The organism is Marinobacter sp. F4218 (assembly GCF_019443085.1).
Classification (GTDB): Bacteria; Pseudomonadota; Gammaproteobacteria; order Pseudomonadales; family Oleiphilaceae; genus Marinobacter; species Marinobacter albus.
The window spans coordinates 841,795-857,455 of sequence record NZ_JAHZIL010000003.1 but is presented as its reverse complement, the minus strand read 5'-3'; the positions used below and the strand labels follow the sequence as shown (position 1 = coordinate 857,455).

Genomic DNA, 15,661 nt, shown 5'->3' with positions numbered 1-15,661 from the left:
AACCGATCAGTGCGCCCGGTGCCGTTTTTTCTTCTTCGCCTCGAGGGCGAGACAGTTGGCATAGATACCTCGAACGTCCCGGGCGAACTGCTCCACAGAGTAATCTCCTGCGAATTCGAGAGCCTGGGCAGCGAGCTCCCAACGGAGCTCGTCGTCCTCGAGCAGCCGCTTCACCTCGTGAACCCACAGGTCCTGATTTTCAGGCGTCTTGAAGCCGTTAAATCCCTGCCGGACCACGTCTTCAATGCCGCTGGACCGCACCGCAACCACGGGCAGGCCGGCGGCCATGGCTTCCAGGATGACCATGCCCTGGGTTTCCGATTTCGAGGCAAACAGGAAGGCATCCCCCAGGTGGTACCAGGTGCTCATGTCTTCGGGCGGGACGGCGCCAACGAGGGTGAAATGCCGTTGCAGGTCCAGCTCCTCGATTTTCTGTTGCAGTCGGTCACGCTGGTGTCCGTCACCGATCATCAGGAACCGGAAGGGGACGCTGGTTTCCCGGCGCAGGGCGTCGATTGCCTCGATCATGAAGTCGATGTTCTTCTCATTCGAGAGTCGGGAAACGCTGATGAACACCTTCTCGTCATCCAGCTCCAGTGTTTCCCGCAAGTTCTGGATGTCCTCCTCGCGAACCTCCTGAAAGCGCTGGAATTCGATGCCCGTGGGCTGGACGTACGTGGGGGTCTTCACACCAATCATGCGCAGGTACTCTTCCGTTGAGTAGGTGGGCACGATCACCGCGTCACACTTGTTGGCGAAGTGCTTGATCAGGGCGTGGGAAATCAGGTTGCGGAACAGCATGCCGGGCAGGGGCACGAAGTGGGCATAGTGTTCGAGCCGGGTGTGATAAGTGTAGATGGACGGAACCTTCAACGTCCGCGCCAGGAACAATCCCAGGGATCCCAGCCAGAAGGGATGGTGCAGGTGGATGATGTCCGGGCGGAAGGCTTTGACACCCTTGCGAATGCGAGCCAGGAATATATTCGCCAGACGGAATTCCCCTTTCTCGCCCATGGCCAGCAGGGAGGGTACCCGCAGAACCTGCTCCTCGTTCTCAGGCTGATCCTTGTACCGGGGAGCAACGATGAGGAGCTTGTCGCCCAGCTTTTCCAGGCCCCGGCGCAGGCGCTCGATGGAAATGGGCACGCCGCCGATGAACGGCAGATAGTTGTTGGTGAACATGGCGACGCGAAGCGGCTTTTCCAGCCAGGGCGACGGATCCAGGTCGTAGTCCGGGTAGTAGTCCTTGGCGACGAAAATCGTGGTGTAGAGCTTGATGGTGATGGCCACGAACACGGCGAGGATCAGGATGAAGTTCAGGTAGCCGGAATAGATCAGGGAGTAAATAAAGAACCACAGGCTCTCCAGCTGTTTCAGAACCGGATGCTGGCCGACTTTCAGCCGTTCCAGGGAATGGCTGATTTCGCCGTCTGCCCCAACGCTGACCTGCACGAAGTGGTAGAAGCTGGTCTCGTTGTTAAGGACCAGGCCGCCGGCGCCACCGGTGGTGATGAAGGTGGTCTCGCCTTTTACGGCTTCCGAATAGAGCGACAGGTTGGCCGAGAACACCAGATCAATGTCGTGCCGCTGGATCTCCTGCAGCAGCGCACTCCGGAATTCCGGGGGTTGCAGGTAATCCTCACGCTGATCGAAAGGCGCATTCTTCTCCGGCTCCAGGGGCGGATGGCCGATGAACAGGATACGGGCTTTCGAGTTGTCCTGGGCCAGCAAGTCATTGAGCCAGCGAATCTGCCACTGCCAGGGCGTCTTGCCGGTGCTGTCCAGAAAGATCAGCCGGCTGCTGCCAGCCTGGATGCTGAAAAAATGCGGGCCAAAATGGTCGTAGAACCGAAAACTGCCGAAGTCCTCGTATTCGTGGGCGCCAAAGGTCAGCAGGTATGGAATCTTGAGGTGTCCCAGGCTGCCATAGAGCGCCCGGTACTTGTCCTCGCTGCCGCCACTGACGGCGTTGCCCGCGGACACCATGAAATCAAGCCCGGAGCTGTTCAACTCGGGAATGATGCGTTCCTCGAAGATGCCGATGGAATTATTGATGTTACCGACCACGGCAAAGCTGACCGGGAGGTCCGGGGTGGTGGTTTTCTGGATACGCTCCACCTGCTCGGTATGGAGGCCCTTGAAGTCCTTCATGAACAGGTTGAGATAGGCTTTGTAGCCCACCAGCAGGATCACAATAACCAGGCACAGGTAGAACAGCAGTTTCAAAGGGTTTCGGAGGATCATTCCGGGTTCTCGCGGTCTTTTATCAGTTCCCTCTGCAACACGATCAGCCCGATGATCATGCCCAGGTATATGGTCAGCAGGCGCCAGCTAACGGTCACCAGCACCAGATGGTTGCCCGACAGAATATCGCGAAAGAAGCTCCCGAATACACCTTCGGAGATGCCCGAGGCGCCAGGGGTGGGCGAGAAATACATGATGAACGTGGTCACTACCAGCAGTCCCAGGGTTACCAGGTAGTCCACCTGATACCCGAGGCTGTGAATCAGCAGCGCCGGAAAGCTGAACAGGCTGAGCAGGAACAGGGCGGTGAAGAGCACCGACAGAAGCACGTACTTCGGCTTGCCCTTGATGTAATCACCGAAACTGTCCGAGAACCGGAGCATTTCCCGCCGGGCCTTGAACTGCCAGCGCCGGTGCCGCTCTTCGCTGATCAGGTGGAGGTGGCGAAGCGTCACTAGCAGCCGGGTCAGTGGCACGATCAGCCAGTGGGTTCGAAACAACAGGATGGCAAAGAACCCAAGGTAGAGAAAAATGAACACCGCGAGTGCAACACCAATGTTGCCGGTGATGGTGTGATCCTTCAGCGCCCTCAGGGTCAGCAGGAAAACCGGTGTCAGTGTGAAGATAAACAGCACGGCCAGGACTGTGCGAATCGTCGTGGCCGCCGTGGCCCGCCCCATGGGCACGCCGTGCCGGTGCAGGTACCAGATCTGGGCGAAGCCGCCCCCGGTCGCCATGGGCGTCACGTTGGAGAAGAACAGGTTGATGAACACCAGTCTGAACATCACCTTGAACGGCAGCCGGTGCCCGAGGGCGCGCAGGGTATAGTGCAAACGCAGGCCATCGGAGAGGAAATAGACCAGCAGCAGAAGCCCCGCCATCAGCAGCGTTGAGGGCGCAACCAGTCTCGGGTCGAAGGTGATACTGCGTCCGGCAAACTGATCGTAGACCGTGTACAGGCCGGCCGCGGTCATGCCGATAAAAATCAGGCTGAAGACGGTGAGTCGTCGCCAGGACGTCCGTTTCGGGTAATCGCTTTCGGTGAAGTCGGTCATGGGCTGCCCGTCAGGTTAAGACGGGCAGTTTACAGGAGGTTATGCGCTGGTTGTCCAGTCGGGGGTCAGTGGCCATACACCATCATTGTGGTGTCGGTGATGGCAAAGTCGGTGAACTGCACGCTGCCTATGCTGTTGGGTCCGATCCGGAACGTGGGCATGTCGATGTCCGCGCGGAACTCGACATCGTGCACCGACAGACCTTCCTTGCCGGAGGCCGCGCTGGTTCCCCGGGACAGTTTGGCGGTGGCGCTGGCCATGCCGAAATGGCCGAGGGTGTCGTTCCCGCGCCGGTTGTGAATCTGGAGCCCCTCAATGCCGACGGCGGCGAAGTTGAAAACCAGAATCAGGTCGGCCGCGTCCCAGTCCAGGCTGCCGTTGGTGATTTCGAAATGGGTGTCCAGCTGCAGCTCCGATCCGGACACGGTATTGCCGTTGACCAGGGTGCGCGTGTTGGTGCCCCCGTTGCGGATCACCAGATCGGTCGGGCCGACGTAGCCCTGCAGCAATACATTGGAAAAGAGGTTGGTGGTGCCTTCACTGCCGCTGGTCGTGAGGCTGTCGACAGCCAGCTCGAAGTCCACGGCCCTCAGGTAGTCGTCCAGTACCGTCGGGTCGCCGTAGTCAGTCGCGCCCAGGTGGATTACCAGGTCACCGCTGTTGAACTGTTTGCCGAATTCGCCTGCAACGCTGTATTTGGCGAGGGCATCGGCGACATCAGCGTTGCCGGTGCTCAGCAGCCCGGCATCGGCCCGCCGTGCGATCTCCGAGAATCCGTGCTCCAGCACTTCGTCCTGGCCGGCGATATCGATGGTCACCTTCATGTTGTCCAGAACCGTGTCGTTCTGGCCGGAAAGTCGGAGACCGTTCACGTTGATCGAGCCTTCGTCGATCCAGCTCAACCGATCAACCGAGACCTTGGTTTCCATCTCGATCGTCACACCTGCCTGGCCGGTGACACCGGCAAGGGCACTGTCATCCATCGATCTGAATTCGGCCATGGCCGGCAAGGGCAGGGGAAGCGCGATCAACAGGGCGGCCAGGTGACACGATGGACGGTGTCGTCGAGCGGGTGATGCACAGCTGGAACAGGCGTGTGACAGAGTCATGGTGGCCCCAAAATCCATTTTCGGTGTTTGTTGTTGTGTACGAGGAAAGCCTACCAATGCTTTCCGGGCCGCAGGACAGCACAACCAATGCAGCGGACATTCGGTTTTGTTACACGTTGTTACGATAGGCGGGATGGTGCCACAGGTCTGTGAGCTGAATCACAACCTCAGGGGCCTTGTCCTATGAGGTCAACGCTTGCTGGATCAGTAACTTCTGGTGCTCCGCGAAGTCGCGGATCAGCGCCTGGGCCTTGGCGCTATCCCGGGAAAGAACCGCCTGAGGCAGGTGGGTAAAGAACTTGCTGATCTGGTCCAGACCCTTGCGGTAACGATCCGCGCTCAGATAGTAGGCCCGGCTGACGGCGGGCTTGAAGTTGGAAAGGGCTTCGGTCAGGTACGGGTTGCCCACCACCTCGCAGCAGGCTTCCATGACCGCGAAGCTGGCTTCGACAATGGCGGTGATGTTCGCGGATGGTTGGTTCATCTGATCAACCACTTTAGCCACGGCATTGAGCAGTGGCTGCCGGTCCGGCTCCTGCCAGCGTTCACACAGCCGGGCCGCGAGCATCATCAGCAGGTGCATGTATACGTCATACAATTCCGAAGCGTGTTCGGCATCCAGGCGGGTTGCCGAGGCGCCCTTGCGTGGAGTGATGTCCACCAGATGCCAGCGTTCCAGCGTATACAGGGCCTCCTTCACCGAGGCCCGGCTAACCTTCAATTCCCCCGCCAGGGTCGCTTCCTGAATGCGTTCCCCCGGCCGGATCTGCCCGGTCATGATCCGCTCCGCCATGTAGTTGGCAATTTCTTCTGCCAGGGTGTTCGGCACCTGAAAATCCATAAGGGCTCTCTGAACAGGACGTAAAAGCCGGCTGGCCGCAGATAGAATCAGCCCGGCGCTGAAATCTGTGTGCATGAGTCTATCACAGCCATCCTGAGGGGGAGCCCCAACCCTTTGATCTCCGGGCGGCTTCCCGGTCGTGTTCAATATTTTCCCGGTAGGCATTGACGACTGCAATATTGTAGGACAATAATGCACAAAACAACAGGTGGCGATTCGTCACCCAGAGAATGCCGAAGGAGAGAGTCATGAATACCAGCCAGTTGTCGGTCAGCCGGGAGGCGACGCGCCGAAGAATCCTGCTGACCCTGAAGAAGTACAGCTACCTGATCGCCATGATCCCCCTGGCCCTGCCGCCCCTGTTGCTGGCCGCCGGTCATGCCACCGGCCTGGTTAACCTGTTTTCCTGGGGCGTTCCGGTGGTGGTGTTCGGCATCATTCCGATACTTGACATGCTGTTGGGCAAAGATGGCCTGAACCCCGATGAGGAAGCGGACGTGCCTCGCATGAACAGCGAATTCTTTTACCGGGTGATCACCCTGGGCTGGGTGGCAGGCTTCGGCATCCTGCTGGTGTGGAGCATGCTGGAACTCGCTTCGGGCACGTTCAATGCGGTCGGCGGACTTGGCTGGATAGTGTCCATTGGCATTGTGGGTGGCCTTGGTATCAACGTCGCCCACGAGCTGATCCACAAGGACGCAAAACTGGAAACCCGCGCCGGAGGCCTGTTGCTCTCGTTGGTGTGCTACGGCGGCTTCAAGGTGGAACATCTGCGTGGCCACCACGTGCATGTGTCCACGCCGGAAGACGCTTCATCATCCCGTTATAACCAGTCGCTGTACGAATTCCTGCCCCAGGCCTACGTCCGCAACTTCCTCAATGCCTGGAAACTGGAAGCCCAGCGCCTTGAGCGCAAGGGGCTGAAGGCCCTCAGCTGGCGCAATGAACTGGTCTGGTGGTACAGCATCAGCGCGCTGGCGCTCACCGCCTTTGCGATCGCCTTTGGCTGGCTGGGTGCCGCCTTCTTCCTGGGGCAGAGCTTTATTGCCTTCACCTTGTTGGAAATCGTCAACTACCTCGAACACTACGGTCTGCATCGCCGCAAGCTGGACAACGGCCGGTACGAACGCACCACCCCCGAACACAGCTGGAACAGCAACTACTTCCTGACCAACGTCTTCCTGTTCCACCTCCAGCGCCACAGCGATCACCACGCATACGCCAAACGCCGCTACCAGGTACTCAGGCACCACGAAATTGCCCCGCAGTTGCCGGCCGGCTATGCCGCAATGATTGTCGTCGCCATGTTTCCGCCGCTGTGGAAGCGGATCATGAATCCGCGGGTGGAGGCTTATTACCGGGGGGAGGAGCATCAGTTGGCTTCCTGATTTGGTCTTTGGCCTCCACTCGTTTGGTGGGGGAGGTGGTGATCGGGGGAATTTTTCTCCAGAAGAATCGCAAACTCGCTTCGCTCAGACAGCGATTTTCTTCCGAAAAACACCCCCGATCACCACTACCGAACCCGGTGGAAGTAAAAGTAAAAATGTTACCGAACAAGGGAGGCAAGGGCATAGAAAACACGGGATAGAAGGTGCGTTCATGTGTTCCATGGTGTTTTACAACAGCTTGACGGCGGTGGTGTGGGGGTAGTTTCTGCAGGGAAAACCGGATGTCTGAGCGAAGCGAGTTGCGGTTTCCCGGAAGAAACTACCCCCACGCCCCAGCCACCCCCCCAGGCGCAAAAAAACTTCAGAGCGTCTCTGAAGAACCGCCGCTACAGCGGCCCTCCGACCCCGCCGGTTCGTCTCTGTCCGCGGGGTCTTTTTTTATACCCTTGAAATCCCTTTGAAACGCACACAGGTATACTCTCTGAATTCTGCGAATAAAGAAGGGAAAAACATGCCCAAGCATTTTGAACACGCTGCCGGCCTTTACGAAGAACCCGTTCCCGAAACCGAAGGTTATGTCTTCAACCAGACCATGATGCGCATCAAGGATCCCGAGCGTTCCATGGATTTCTACACCCGTGTTTTGGGCATGCGCCTGGTTCGCAAGCTGGACTTCCCGGAAATGAAGTTCACGCTGTACTTCCTGGGTTATCTGGATGATCGCCACGCTCAGCAGGTCCCGACCGACGACGCCTACCGCACAACCTATACCTTTGGCCGGGAAGCCATGCTCGAACTGACCCATAACTGGGGCACCGAGGACGACAAGGATTTCGCTTACCACAATGGCAACGACGAGCCCCAGGGCTTCGGCCACATCGGCATCGCCGTGCCGGATGTGTATGCGGCCTGTGAGCGCTTCGAGAGGCTGGAGGTTGAGTTTGTGAAGAAGCCGGACGACGGCAAGATGAAAGGTCTGGCGTTTATCAAGGATCCGGACGGCTACTGGATTGAAATCCTGCAGCCGAACATGATGCAGAAGCAAAGCAAGGGCAGCTGATTCGAGCTAGCTCGCGGTATCGGCGTCTGCGCCGGTACCGGCCTTCCCGCCATAACGTGAGGCCACGATCACCGCTGCCGTTAGGATCAGCGCGCCGGCGATGCCGATAGGCCCCAGAATCTCTCCCAGGAACGCCCAGGCCAGCAGGGCCACGAACAGGGGCTCCAGTGTCACGATGATGCTGGACAATGTGGCCGGTGTGGTGCGCATGCCGGAAAAAAAGCTTACGTAACCAATGCAGGTCGGCACCACGCCGATGTAGGCCACCATCAGCCACTGCTGAATCCCCAGCGTTTCCAGCCCCGCAAAACCGCCGGACAGCCAGACCACCGGCCCCAGGATCAGTGCGGCGGTAAAGAAACAGATAAAGGCGGTGGTGAACACCGGGGTCCCGGCCGAGTTGTAACGGCTGGTGAGGGTGAATCCGGTGTAGACCACGGCGGCCAGCAAGGCCATCAGGATGCCCGCCAGGCGCAGGGTGCCGGTGGTGTCCATGTCGCTCAGCACCAGCATGGCGGTACCGAAGATGGCCGCAATGAGCGAGAGCACGGTCAGCAGGCCGGGTTTCTCGCCCAGCAGCGGAGCAGCCAGAATGGCCACCAGTACCGGCGGCAGACACAGGGCGATCAGGGTAGCGATACCGGCGCCTGTCAGATCGACCGCGAGCAGGTAGCTGCCTTGGTAGAAAGCCTGGAACAGCCCGAGCGCCGCCAGGGGTAAAGCGGCTTTCAGCCCGAGGTGTCGCAGGGACGTGCCAGGCGACCGGGTGCCGGGGCTGGCACGTCTGAGCCGCCCCTGTTCCCGCCGCATCAGCAGCCAGAAGAACGGCAAGGCCACGACCAGGCGCAGGAAGCCCAGGGTAATGGCTTCAAGCTCGGTACCGGTAAACAGGAATTTCGCAACTATTCCCGTGGTCGCCCAGAGCAGGGCTGCCAGGGCGATCAGCAGGGCGCCTCGAATCATTCAATAATCAACACAATCAGCTCTTTCGGACCGTGAACGCCGTAAGCAAGGGTTTGCTCAATATCGGCAGTTTTGGAAGGGCCAGAGATTAGCAGGGCATTCGTCGGCATGCCAGCGGCCCAGTTCTGGGCCGTCATGGCGTCCCGGAACGTGGTGTAGAGTTCCGAGGCATAGAGCACCGCCACGTGTACCGGGGGCACCAGGCTCATCAGCCGTGGTTCGTCCGCCGTCGGCCACAGGATCAGCGAGCCGGTTTCGGCAATGCCGCCGCGGGTGGACGTAATACCGGCATCGACGTCGTTGAACAGGGCGGGCTGCCAGCTTTCGATGGGCTCATCGTAGATCAGGAGGTTCGGCAGGTCCTCTCGCTCGGCAACGGACCGGAGCTTGAGTCCGATTTCGTGCTCCCGCGGAATCAGCAGGTTGCGCACCCCCCGGGTGGAGAGGACTTCGGCCAGACGGTCGAGCCAGTTGTCATTGCTGCAGTGGTGGACTTCACCGTGCACCGATTCAATGGCTTTCTCGAACAGCGCGATGCGCTCCGACGTTGACCAGTCCGGCCGTTCAAGCACGGAAAAGTCACATTCGGGGGCCGTCAGTTCGCCGCCGCTGCGGTTGCGCAGGCGCTGGAGGATGGTTTCTCGGGAACTCACTGGCCGCGCTCCTTCATTCGTTCGTGGAGGGTTTTCGGGGCGAGCTTGGGCGCTGTTCGATATTGGGTCCAGCCGCCGATCTGCCCCGGCTGCAGTTTGCGGAAACGGGCCGCCATGTTGGTGCCGAAACGGTAGGCGCCGGGGTGTGCGTGCATCCAGCTCCAGCCCTTCCAGATCATGGCTTCCACCGCGCTGCGTTTGGCGCCATGGCCACGGACCTTGGCCGGGTGCAGCTTGTCGCCATCCACGGATTCCTGGCGCAGCCGCACCAGCAGGTCCGGAATCGGAATCTTCACCGGGCAGACTTCGCCGCAGGCGCCGCACAGGCTGGAAGCGCTGGGCAGATGCCGGCCCTCATCCAGGCCGATCAAATGCGGCATCAGGATCTTGCCAATCGGGCCCGGGTAGGTGGTGCCGTAAGTGTGGCCACCAACGCGGGTGTAGACCGGACAATGGTTCATGCAGGCGCCGCAGCGGATGCAGCGCAGGGTGTCGAGCAGCTCGTCGTCCTGGTAGATGGAGGAGCGGCCGTTATCGACCAGCACCAGGTGCACTTCTTCCGGGCCGTCCAGTTCGTCGGGCTTGCGCGGGCCGGAGATCATGTTGAAGTAGGTGGTGATGTGCTGGCCGGTGGCCGAACGGGTCAGCAGCGCCAGCAGGGCAGTTACGTCTTCCAGGTTGGGAACCACCTTCTCGATGCCGGTAACCGCAATGTGGCAGGGCGGCACGGTGGTGGTCATCCGGCCATTGCCCTCGTTTTCCACCAGGCAGAGGGTGCCGGTTTCCGCGACGGCGAAGTTCACGCCGGAAACACCCACGTCTGCGTTCATGAATTTTTCACGCAGTTGCAGGCGGGCGCTGGCGGTCAGGTATTCGACATCGTGGGACAGGTCGGTCCCGGTCTTCTCGTGCAGAAGCTTGGAGATTTCATCGGTGTTCTTGTGAATCGCCGGCATGATGATGTGCGAGGGCGTTTCGTCCGCCAGTTGCACAATGTATTCACCGAGGTCCGATTCCAGAGCTTCGATGCCCTGCTCCTCAAGGTAATGGTTCAGTTCCATTTCCTCGGACACCATGGATTTGCCCTTGATGACGGTCTTCGCGTCCCGCGCCTTGCAGATGTCCCGGACAATGCGGCAGGCTTCATCGCCATCCAGTGCCCAGTGCACCTTGACGCCGTTTTCAGTCAGCTTCTGCTCCAGCTGCTCCAGCAGGTCCGGCAGGTTGGCCAGTGCCCGCAGCCGGATGTTGGCGCCCAGATCCCGCAGGGTCTCCAGATCCCAGCCTTCGAAAGCGCTTTTGCGCTTGGTCATCAGCCCGTCCATCGCCTTCCGGAAGTTCCGGCGGATCTTCGGGTTGTGAATCGCCGCCTTGGCTCGCGGGTGGAATTCCTTCACATCAATGTGGTGGGGTGAGTGCTCGGCGGTCTCGCTCATGACTGATCCCCCTTCGTGCCGTTGGTGCGTTCCCACAGGAAGCTGAGAATGTGCTGACCCGTGATCGGCTTCCGGTTCTTCTCGGCGTAGCCGTCTATGTTCATCAGGCACCCGCAATCGGTGGTGACGAACGCCTTCGCGCCGGTGTCCACCAGCGTGTCCACCTTTTCACTCACCATGGCGCCGGAGATCTCCGGGTGGCGGATGGCGAAGGTACCGCCGAAACCGCAGCATTCCTCGGTCCGGACCTGCTCCACCAGGTTCACGTTGCTGAGTTGGCCCAGCAACTTGGGGCCCACCTCGGCCACGCCCATTTCGCGGCGCGCGGAACAGGAGGTGTGCATGGCAACGGTGGTGGGTTCACCCAGATCGTCCAGTTTGATGTGGCAGACGTTCAGCAGGAAATCCGTCAGTTCCCAGACCCGCCCGGCGACTTCGGCGGCTTTGACCTCGTGCCCGGTGTCCTTGAACAGGTCCGGGTAGTGCTTGCGCATCATGCCGCCGCAGGAGCCGGACGGCACCACGATGGGCCAGTCCTCGGGGAACAGATCCAGTTGCGCCATCGCCACCGCCCGGGCTTCATCGTGGTAGCCGGAGGTGTAGGCGGGCTGGCCACAGCAGGTCTGGTCCTGGGGAAAGATCACCTCAATGCCTTCCCGCTCCAGCAACTGAATGCCAGCCATACCCGCGTCCGGGTAGAACATATCCACCAGGCAGGTACCGAAGAAATAGACTTTGGAAGGTTTTGCAGGGTAAACCTTGATGGGATCAACCATGTGCCGACGCTCAACCGTTTTGGAATTATTACCACGTAATAATAGGGTGGCGATGGTCCTCTTGCTAGACGACTTTATGGGTACGGTCGGTTCAGCAATGCCCTCCGGATTCGAGCGGGCTGCAATCGCCCTGAAGCGGGCTCTGGAGCGACTCCTGGAGAGCTCGACCGGAATGCCCGGTGGCCAGCAGGACATGCAGTTTGGCAAAGGCGGCTTCCGGGGTCAGGTCTGCTCCCGGGATCACACCGATCCGGTCGAGTACCGCACCCGAAGCGTAGGTTTTCTGGGCCACGCGGCCTGCGGGGCATTGGCTCACATTGACAATCGCGATGCCCCGATCGATGGCCGCTGCAAGCACATTGATCAATGCGGTGTCAGCATCAGGAACATTGCCTGCGCCATAGGTGAGGATGATCAATCCCTTCAATTGGGGAAGAGCCAGTGCGGCGTCAACCAAAGCGGATGAGATGCCCGGAAAAAGGGTCAGAACCGCGACGGAGCGGTGGTCGAGCTCAGGGATCTGAACGTTTGGTTGACCCGCCGGAAGCAACAGGTCACGGCGCAGTTCGAGACCGATCCCGCATCGACCGAGCAACGGCGCGTTTGGGGAATCGAACGCATCCAGTTCACTGGTCTTTAGTTTTCTCGCCCGGTTCCCACGAATCAGTTTGCTCCGGAAACAGATGCAGACTTCAGACACATCGGCACAGGCTGCAAACACCAGCGAGTTGACCAGGTTTTCAATGGCATCGGTACGAGCCTGCTCAAGCGGAAGTTGAGAGCCGGTCAAGATCACTGGCTTGTCGCAACTGCCGAGCATGTACGACAGTGCCGAGGCAGTGGCCGCCATGGTGTCCGTACCATGGAGCAGGACAAACCCATCGTACTGATGCCAGTAGTCGACGAGGGTGCGGGCAATGATGGTCCAGTCCTCGGGCGTGATATTCGCGCTGTCGATAAGCCGCTCAAGCTCGACCACGTCGTAGTCGGGCAGGTCATCGAGCCTTTCTCGGAGGTAGCGTCCGAGGCGCGCGCCGAAATCAGCGCCGGGAACGTAAGCGCCCTGTGAGGCGACCATTCCAATTGTGCCGCCGGTGTACAGCACCAGAATCCGACGACTCACAGCCAGTCTCCCGCCGGCGCGAGCATGGATCTGGGAGAAAGCAGCCGGTCAAGGGCCTCGGCATCCAGCAGGCCTTCGTCCAGCACCAGCTCGCGCACGGTGGATCCGGTGTTGAGTGCTTTCGAGGCAATCCGGGTGGCGTTGGCGTAGCCGATCCTCGGAACGAGGGCCGTGACAATGCCAATGCTGTTGTCCAGGTGCCGCGCGCACTGCTCGGTGTTGGCGCGAATGCCCTGAATGCACCGGTCATCCAGCATGCTGCAGGCGGCCCCCAGCATTTTCATGGAATTGAGCAGGTTATAGACGATCATGGGTTCCATCGCATTCAACTGAAGCTGTCCGGCTTCCGCTGCGAGGGTAACGGCAAGGTCACTGGCAATGACCTGATAGGCGGTTTGATTTACCGCTTCGGGAATGACTGGATTGACTTTGCCGGGCATGATCGACGAGCCCGGTTGAACCGCCGGCAGGAGAATTTCCCCCAGGCCCGTCCGCGGACCAGACGACAGCAGTCTGAGATCATTGCACATTTTCCCCAGCTTGACCGCGAAGCGCTTTAGGATGCCCGAGAACAGCACAAAAGCACCCATGTCCGAAGACGCCTCCACCAGATTGCTCGCGGAGACGAGCGGCTTTCCGGAGATTTGGGCTAGGTAGCCAACCGCAAGTTTCTTGTACAGGGGGTGAGTATTGATCCCGGTGCCAATGGCGGTGCCCCCGAGGTTTACTTCACAGAGCAGTCGGCTGGCTTCGTGCAGGCGATCAATATCCTCGCCGAGGTTCACGCCGAATGCCTCGAATTCCTGGCCCAGGGTCATGGGGACGGCATCCTGAAGCTGGGTACGCCCCATCTTCACGACGTGGTCAAACTGCCGCCCCTTCTCCTCCAGGCTTTCCTTGAGGTGGGTAATTACCTGCTCCAGGGGTTCCGCAGCAAACTGGACTGCGAGGCACACCGCCGTGGGGTAGGCGTCATTCGTGGATTGCGACCGGTTGACGTCATCGTTCGGATGAAGATGTTGGTACTCGCCCTTGCCGTGTCCCAGCTTTTCGAGTGCCAGGTTGGCGATTACCTCATTGGCATTCATGTTGGTGGAGGTTCCGGCACCACCCTGAATAAGGTCGACCACAAACTGGTCATGCAATGTCCCACCGATTATGTCATCGCATGCCGCAATAATGGCCTCCGCCTTATGGGGTTCCAGGTCTCCAAGGTCGCGGTTGGCCATGGCCGCTGCCTTTTTCACCATCACCAGGGCCCGAACCAGGTGTGGAAAGTGGCTGATGGGTACGCCCGTGATCGAAAAGTTATTCAGTGCGCGTTGAGTCTGGATGCCGTACCAGGCGTCGGCCGGTACGGGTAGATCACCAAGGAGGTCGTGTTCGGTGCGAGTGTTCATGGCTTGGGGGTTTCCTTGCGGTGAGGCAACAAGAACAGGGAATGGCGGCCCTCAGGTGGGGCCGCCAGGTGCGATCAGGATCGTTCCGGCGCAGGCTCGAGAGCCCGGCGAGCCCGGTTCTGAGCCCGTTCGATATCTTCCGGTTCGAGCTCCCACGCTGTGGCATCCACATTCATGTCCTGGAAGCGGGCAGCATCGAAAACAGGTTGTTCGATTCCCTCGGCAATCTGGCCGTCGAAGTCCTTCAGGATGCGCAGGCCAGGCTTGAACAGGGCGATCAGGGCGATCAGGTTTACGAGAGCCAGCAGACCCATAGTGACGTCTGCAAAACCAAACACCGTGCCCAGGTCAGTGGTGGCGCCCCAACAGACCAGCCCAATGATGGCCACTCGGAACGAGTTGAAGAAATTCTGGTTCTGGGTGCTGAAGAAGTTAATGCTGTTCTCACCGAGATAGTAATTGTAGAGAATCGTGCTGAAACCGAAGAGCATCAGCGCAACACTTACAAAGCTGCGGCCCCAGTCACCCACGTGATCTGCAAGGGCGGATTGCGTCAGGGCAACGCCTCCAACATCGCTCAGGGTGTTGGGATCGTAAATCCCGCTCAGCAGGATAATAAACGCCGTCGACGAGCAGATGATGAGCGTGTCGATAAACACCGAGAATGCCTGAACGATGCCCTGATTGGCGGGGTGGGGCACGTAGGCCACCGCCGCGACGTTTGGCGCACTGCCGAGGCCTGCCTCATTCGAAAACAGGCCGCGTTTGACCCCCATCAGAATGGCGGCACCAATGCCTCCGCCAACGACAGGCTCGAGACCGAACGCGCTGTTGACGATGAGCATGAAGACATCCGGGATGTGGTCGATGTTCAGCGCAAGAACGACGGCCGTGATCAGCAGATAGCTGCCAGCCATGAGCGGAACCAGAAATTCAGCCACCCGGGCGATGCGGCGAACACCACCAAAGATGATCAGGCCTACCACCATCGCCAGTGCAATGCCGGTATAGAAAACGGGAACGCCGAACGCGTCGTCTACCGAGGTCGCAACCGCATAGGATTGCAGCGCGGTAAACCCAAAGCCGAAGGTCAGCAGCAACAGGACAGAGTACAGGCCCGCCATCCACTTCCAGCGGGCGCCAAGGCCCCGGGAAATGTAGTGCGCCGGGCCACCGCGATACGTGCCGTCCGGTTCAGCCACCTTGTACGTCTGGGCCAGTGAACATTCGAGGAAGCTGGTGGCCATGCCCATCAGGCCAACCACCCACATCCAGAAAACGGCGCCGGGACCGCCCAGCGTGATGGCAACCGCCACGCCAGCGATATTGCCCCCGCCGACCCGACCGGCCACCGAGAGCAGCAGCGCCTGGAAGGAACTGAGATGGCCATGCTTGTCTTTCTGAAAGGCCTGACTGGCGCTCAGAATCCGGAACATGCGCCCAAAATAACGGAATTGAACGAAACGGGAGGCAACGGTGAATCCGATACCGACAGTGACCAGCAGCGCAATGAGAATCTTGCCCCATAGCAATTCGCTCAGAAACTCGAACATAAGCAACTCCGACAATGATTGTTGTTGTGCGAAGCTTTCATTTAACCAACCGGGCACCCC

Annotated in this window: 13 protein-coding genes; 2 read left to right on the top strand and 11 right to left on the bottom strand. The window is 59.6% G+C overall.

Translation table 11 applies throughout. The features are described from left to right. Nucleotides 1-6: 6 nt before the first annotated feature. The 4 genes from K0B93_RS07990 to K0B93_RS07975 all read right to left on the bottom strand — a co-directional run bounded on the left by K0B93_RS07990 (nt 7) and on the right by K0B93_RS07975 (nt 5,249). A complete protein-coding gene (locus tag K0B93_RS07990) occupies nt 7-2,244 on the bottom strand; it encodes a glycosyltransferase (RefSeq protein ID WP_219866702.1) in 2,238 nt (745 codons plus the stop codon). Continuing rightward, nucleotides 2,241-3,299 carry a lysylphosphatidylglycerol synthase transmembrane domain-containing protein gene (locus K0B93_RS07985; RefSeq protein WP_219866701.1) on the bottom strand — a complete coding sequence of 353 codons (1,059 nt, stop codon included), beginning with the start codon at nt 3,297-3,299 and terminating at the stop codon, nt 2,241-2,243. Before K0B93_RS07985 ends, K0B93_RS07990 begins: the two co-directional genes overlap by 4 nt. A 65-nt stretch (nt 3,300-3,364) precedes the next feature. Continuing rightward, nucleotides 3,365-4,408, bottom strand: coding sequence for a DUF6160 family protein (locus K0B93_RS07980; RefSeq protein ID WP_219866700.1), 1,044 nt, complete (start codon nt 4,406-4,408; stop codon nt 3,365-3,367). A gap of 181 nt (nt 4,409-4,589) precedes the next feature. Beyond that, complete coding sequence (locus tag K0B93_RS07975; protein ID WP_219866699.1) at nt 4,590-5,249, bottom strand: GntR family transcriptional regulator; 660 nt, start codon at nt 5,247-5,249, stop codon at nt 4,590-4,592. A 248-nt stretch (nt 5,250-5,497) separates the two neighbouring features. On the opposite strand from K0B93_RS07975, the gene K0B93_RS07970 reads away from it, so the two are divergent. Both K0B93_RS07970 and gloA read left to right on the top strand, forming a co-directional pair. After that, entirely contained in the window at nt 5,498-6,637 is a 1,140-nt protein-coding gene (locus K0B93_RS07970) for an alkane 1-monooxygenase (protein WP_219866698.1), read from the top strand. A gap of 511 nt (nt 6,638-7,148) precedes the next feature. After that, complete coding sequence (gene gloA, locus K0B93_RS07965) at nt 7,149-7,697, top strand: lactoylglutathione lyase (RefSeq protein ID WP_219866697.1); 549 nt, start codon at nt 7,149-7,151, stop codon at nt 7,695-7,697. A gap of 6 nt (nt 7,698-7,703) precedes the next feature. On the opposite strand, the gene K0B93_RS07960 is transcribed toward gloA, so the two are convergent. From K0B93_RS07960 to K0B93_RS07930, 7 genes are all read right to left on the bottom strand, one after another. Next, the gene (locus K0B93_RS07960; protein WP_219866696.1) at nt 7,704-8,660 is read right to left on the bottom strand and encodes a DMT family transporter; all 957 of its coding nucleotides are present in this window, start codon (nt 8,658-8,660) and stop codon (nt 7,704-7,706) included. Then, nucleotides 8,657-9,313 (bottom strand): LutC/YkgG family protein, encoded by a 657-nt coding sequence (locus K0B93_RS07955; protein ID WP_219866695.1) that lies wholly within the window; start codon nt 9,311-9,313, stop codon nt 8,657-8,659. The genes K0B93_RS07960 and K0B93_RS07955 overlap by 4 nt, the downstream gene beginning before the upstream one ends. Next, the gene (locus tag K0B93_RS07950) at nt 9,310-10,749 is read right to left on the bottom strand and encodes a LutB/LldF family L-lactate oxidation iron-sulfur protein (protein WP_219866694.1); all 1,440 of its coding nucleotides are present in this window, start codon (nt 10,747-10,749) and stop codon (nt 9,310-9,312) included. Before K0B93_RS07950 ends, K0B93_RS07955 begins: the two co-directional genes overlap by 4 nt. After that, nucleotides 10,746-11,525, bottom strand: a complete 780-nt coding sequence (locus tag K0B93_RS07945; protein ID WP_219866693.1) for a (Fe-S)-binding protein — start codon at nt 11,523-11,525, stop codon at nt 10,746-10,748. Before K0B93_RS07945 ends, K0B93_RS07950 begins: the two co-directional genes overlap by 4 nt. 91 nt (nt 11,526-11,616) lie before the next feature. Then, nucleotides 11,617-12,648 (bottom strand): asparaginase, encoded by a 1,032-nt coding sequence (locus K0B93_RS07940; protein WP_219866692.1) that lies wholly within the window; start codon nt 12,646-12,648, stop codon nt 11,617-11,619. After that, nucleotides 12,645-14,048, bottom strand: coding sequence for an aspartate ammonia-lyase (locus K0B93_RS07935; RefSeq protein ID WP_219866691.1), 1,404 nt, complete (start codon nt 14,046-14,048; stop codon nt 12,645-12,647). Before K0B93_RS07935 ends, K0B93_RS07940 begins: the two co-directional genes overlap by 4 nt. A gap of 74 nt (nt 14,049-14,122) precedes the next feature. Continuing rightward, nucleotides 14,123-15,601, bottom strand: coding sequence for an alanine/glycine:cation symporter family protein (locus K0B93_RS07930; RefSeq protein WP_228739339.1), 1,479 nt, complete (start codon nt 15,599-15,601; stop codon nt 14,123-14,125). Nucleotides 15,602-15,661: the final 60 nt, after the last annotated feature.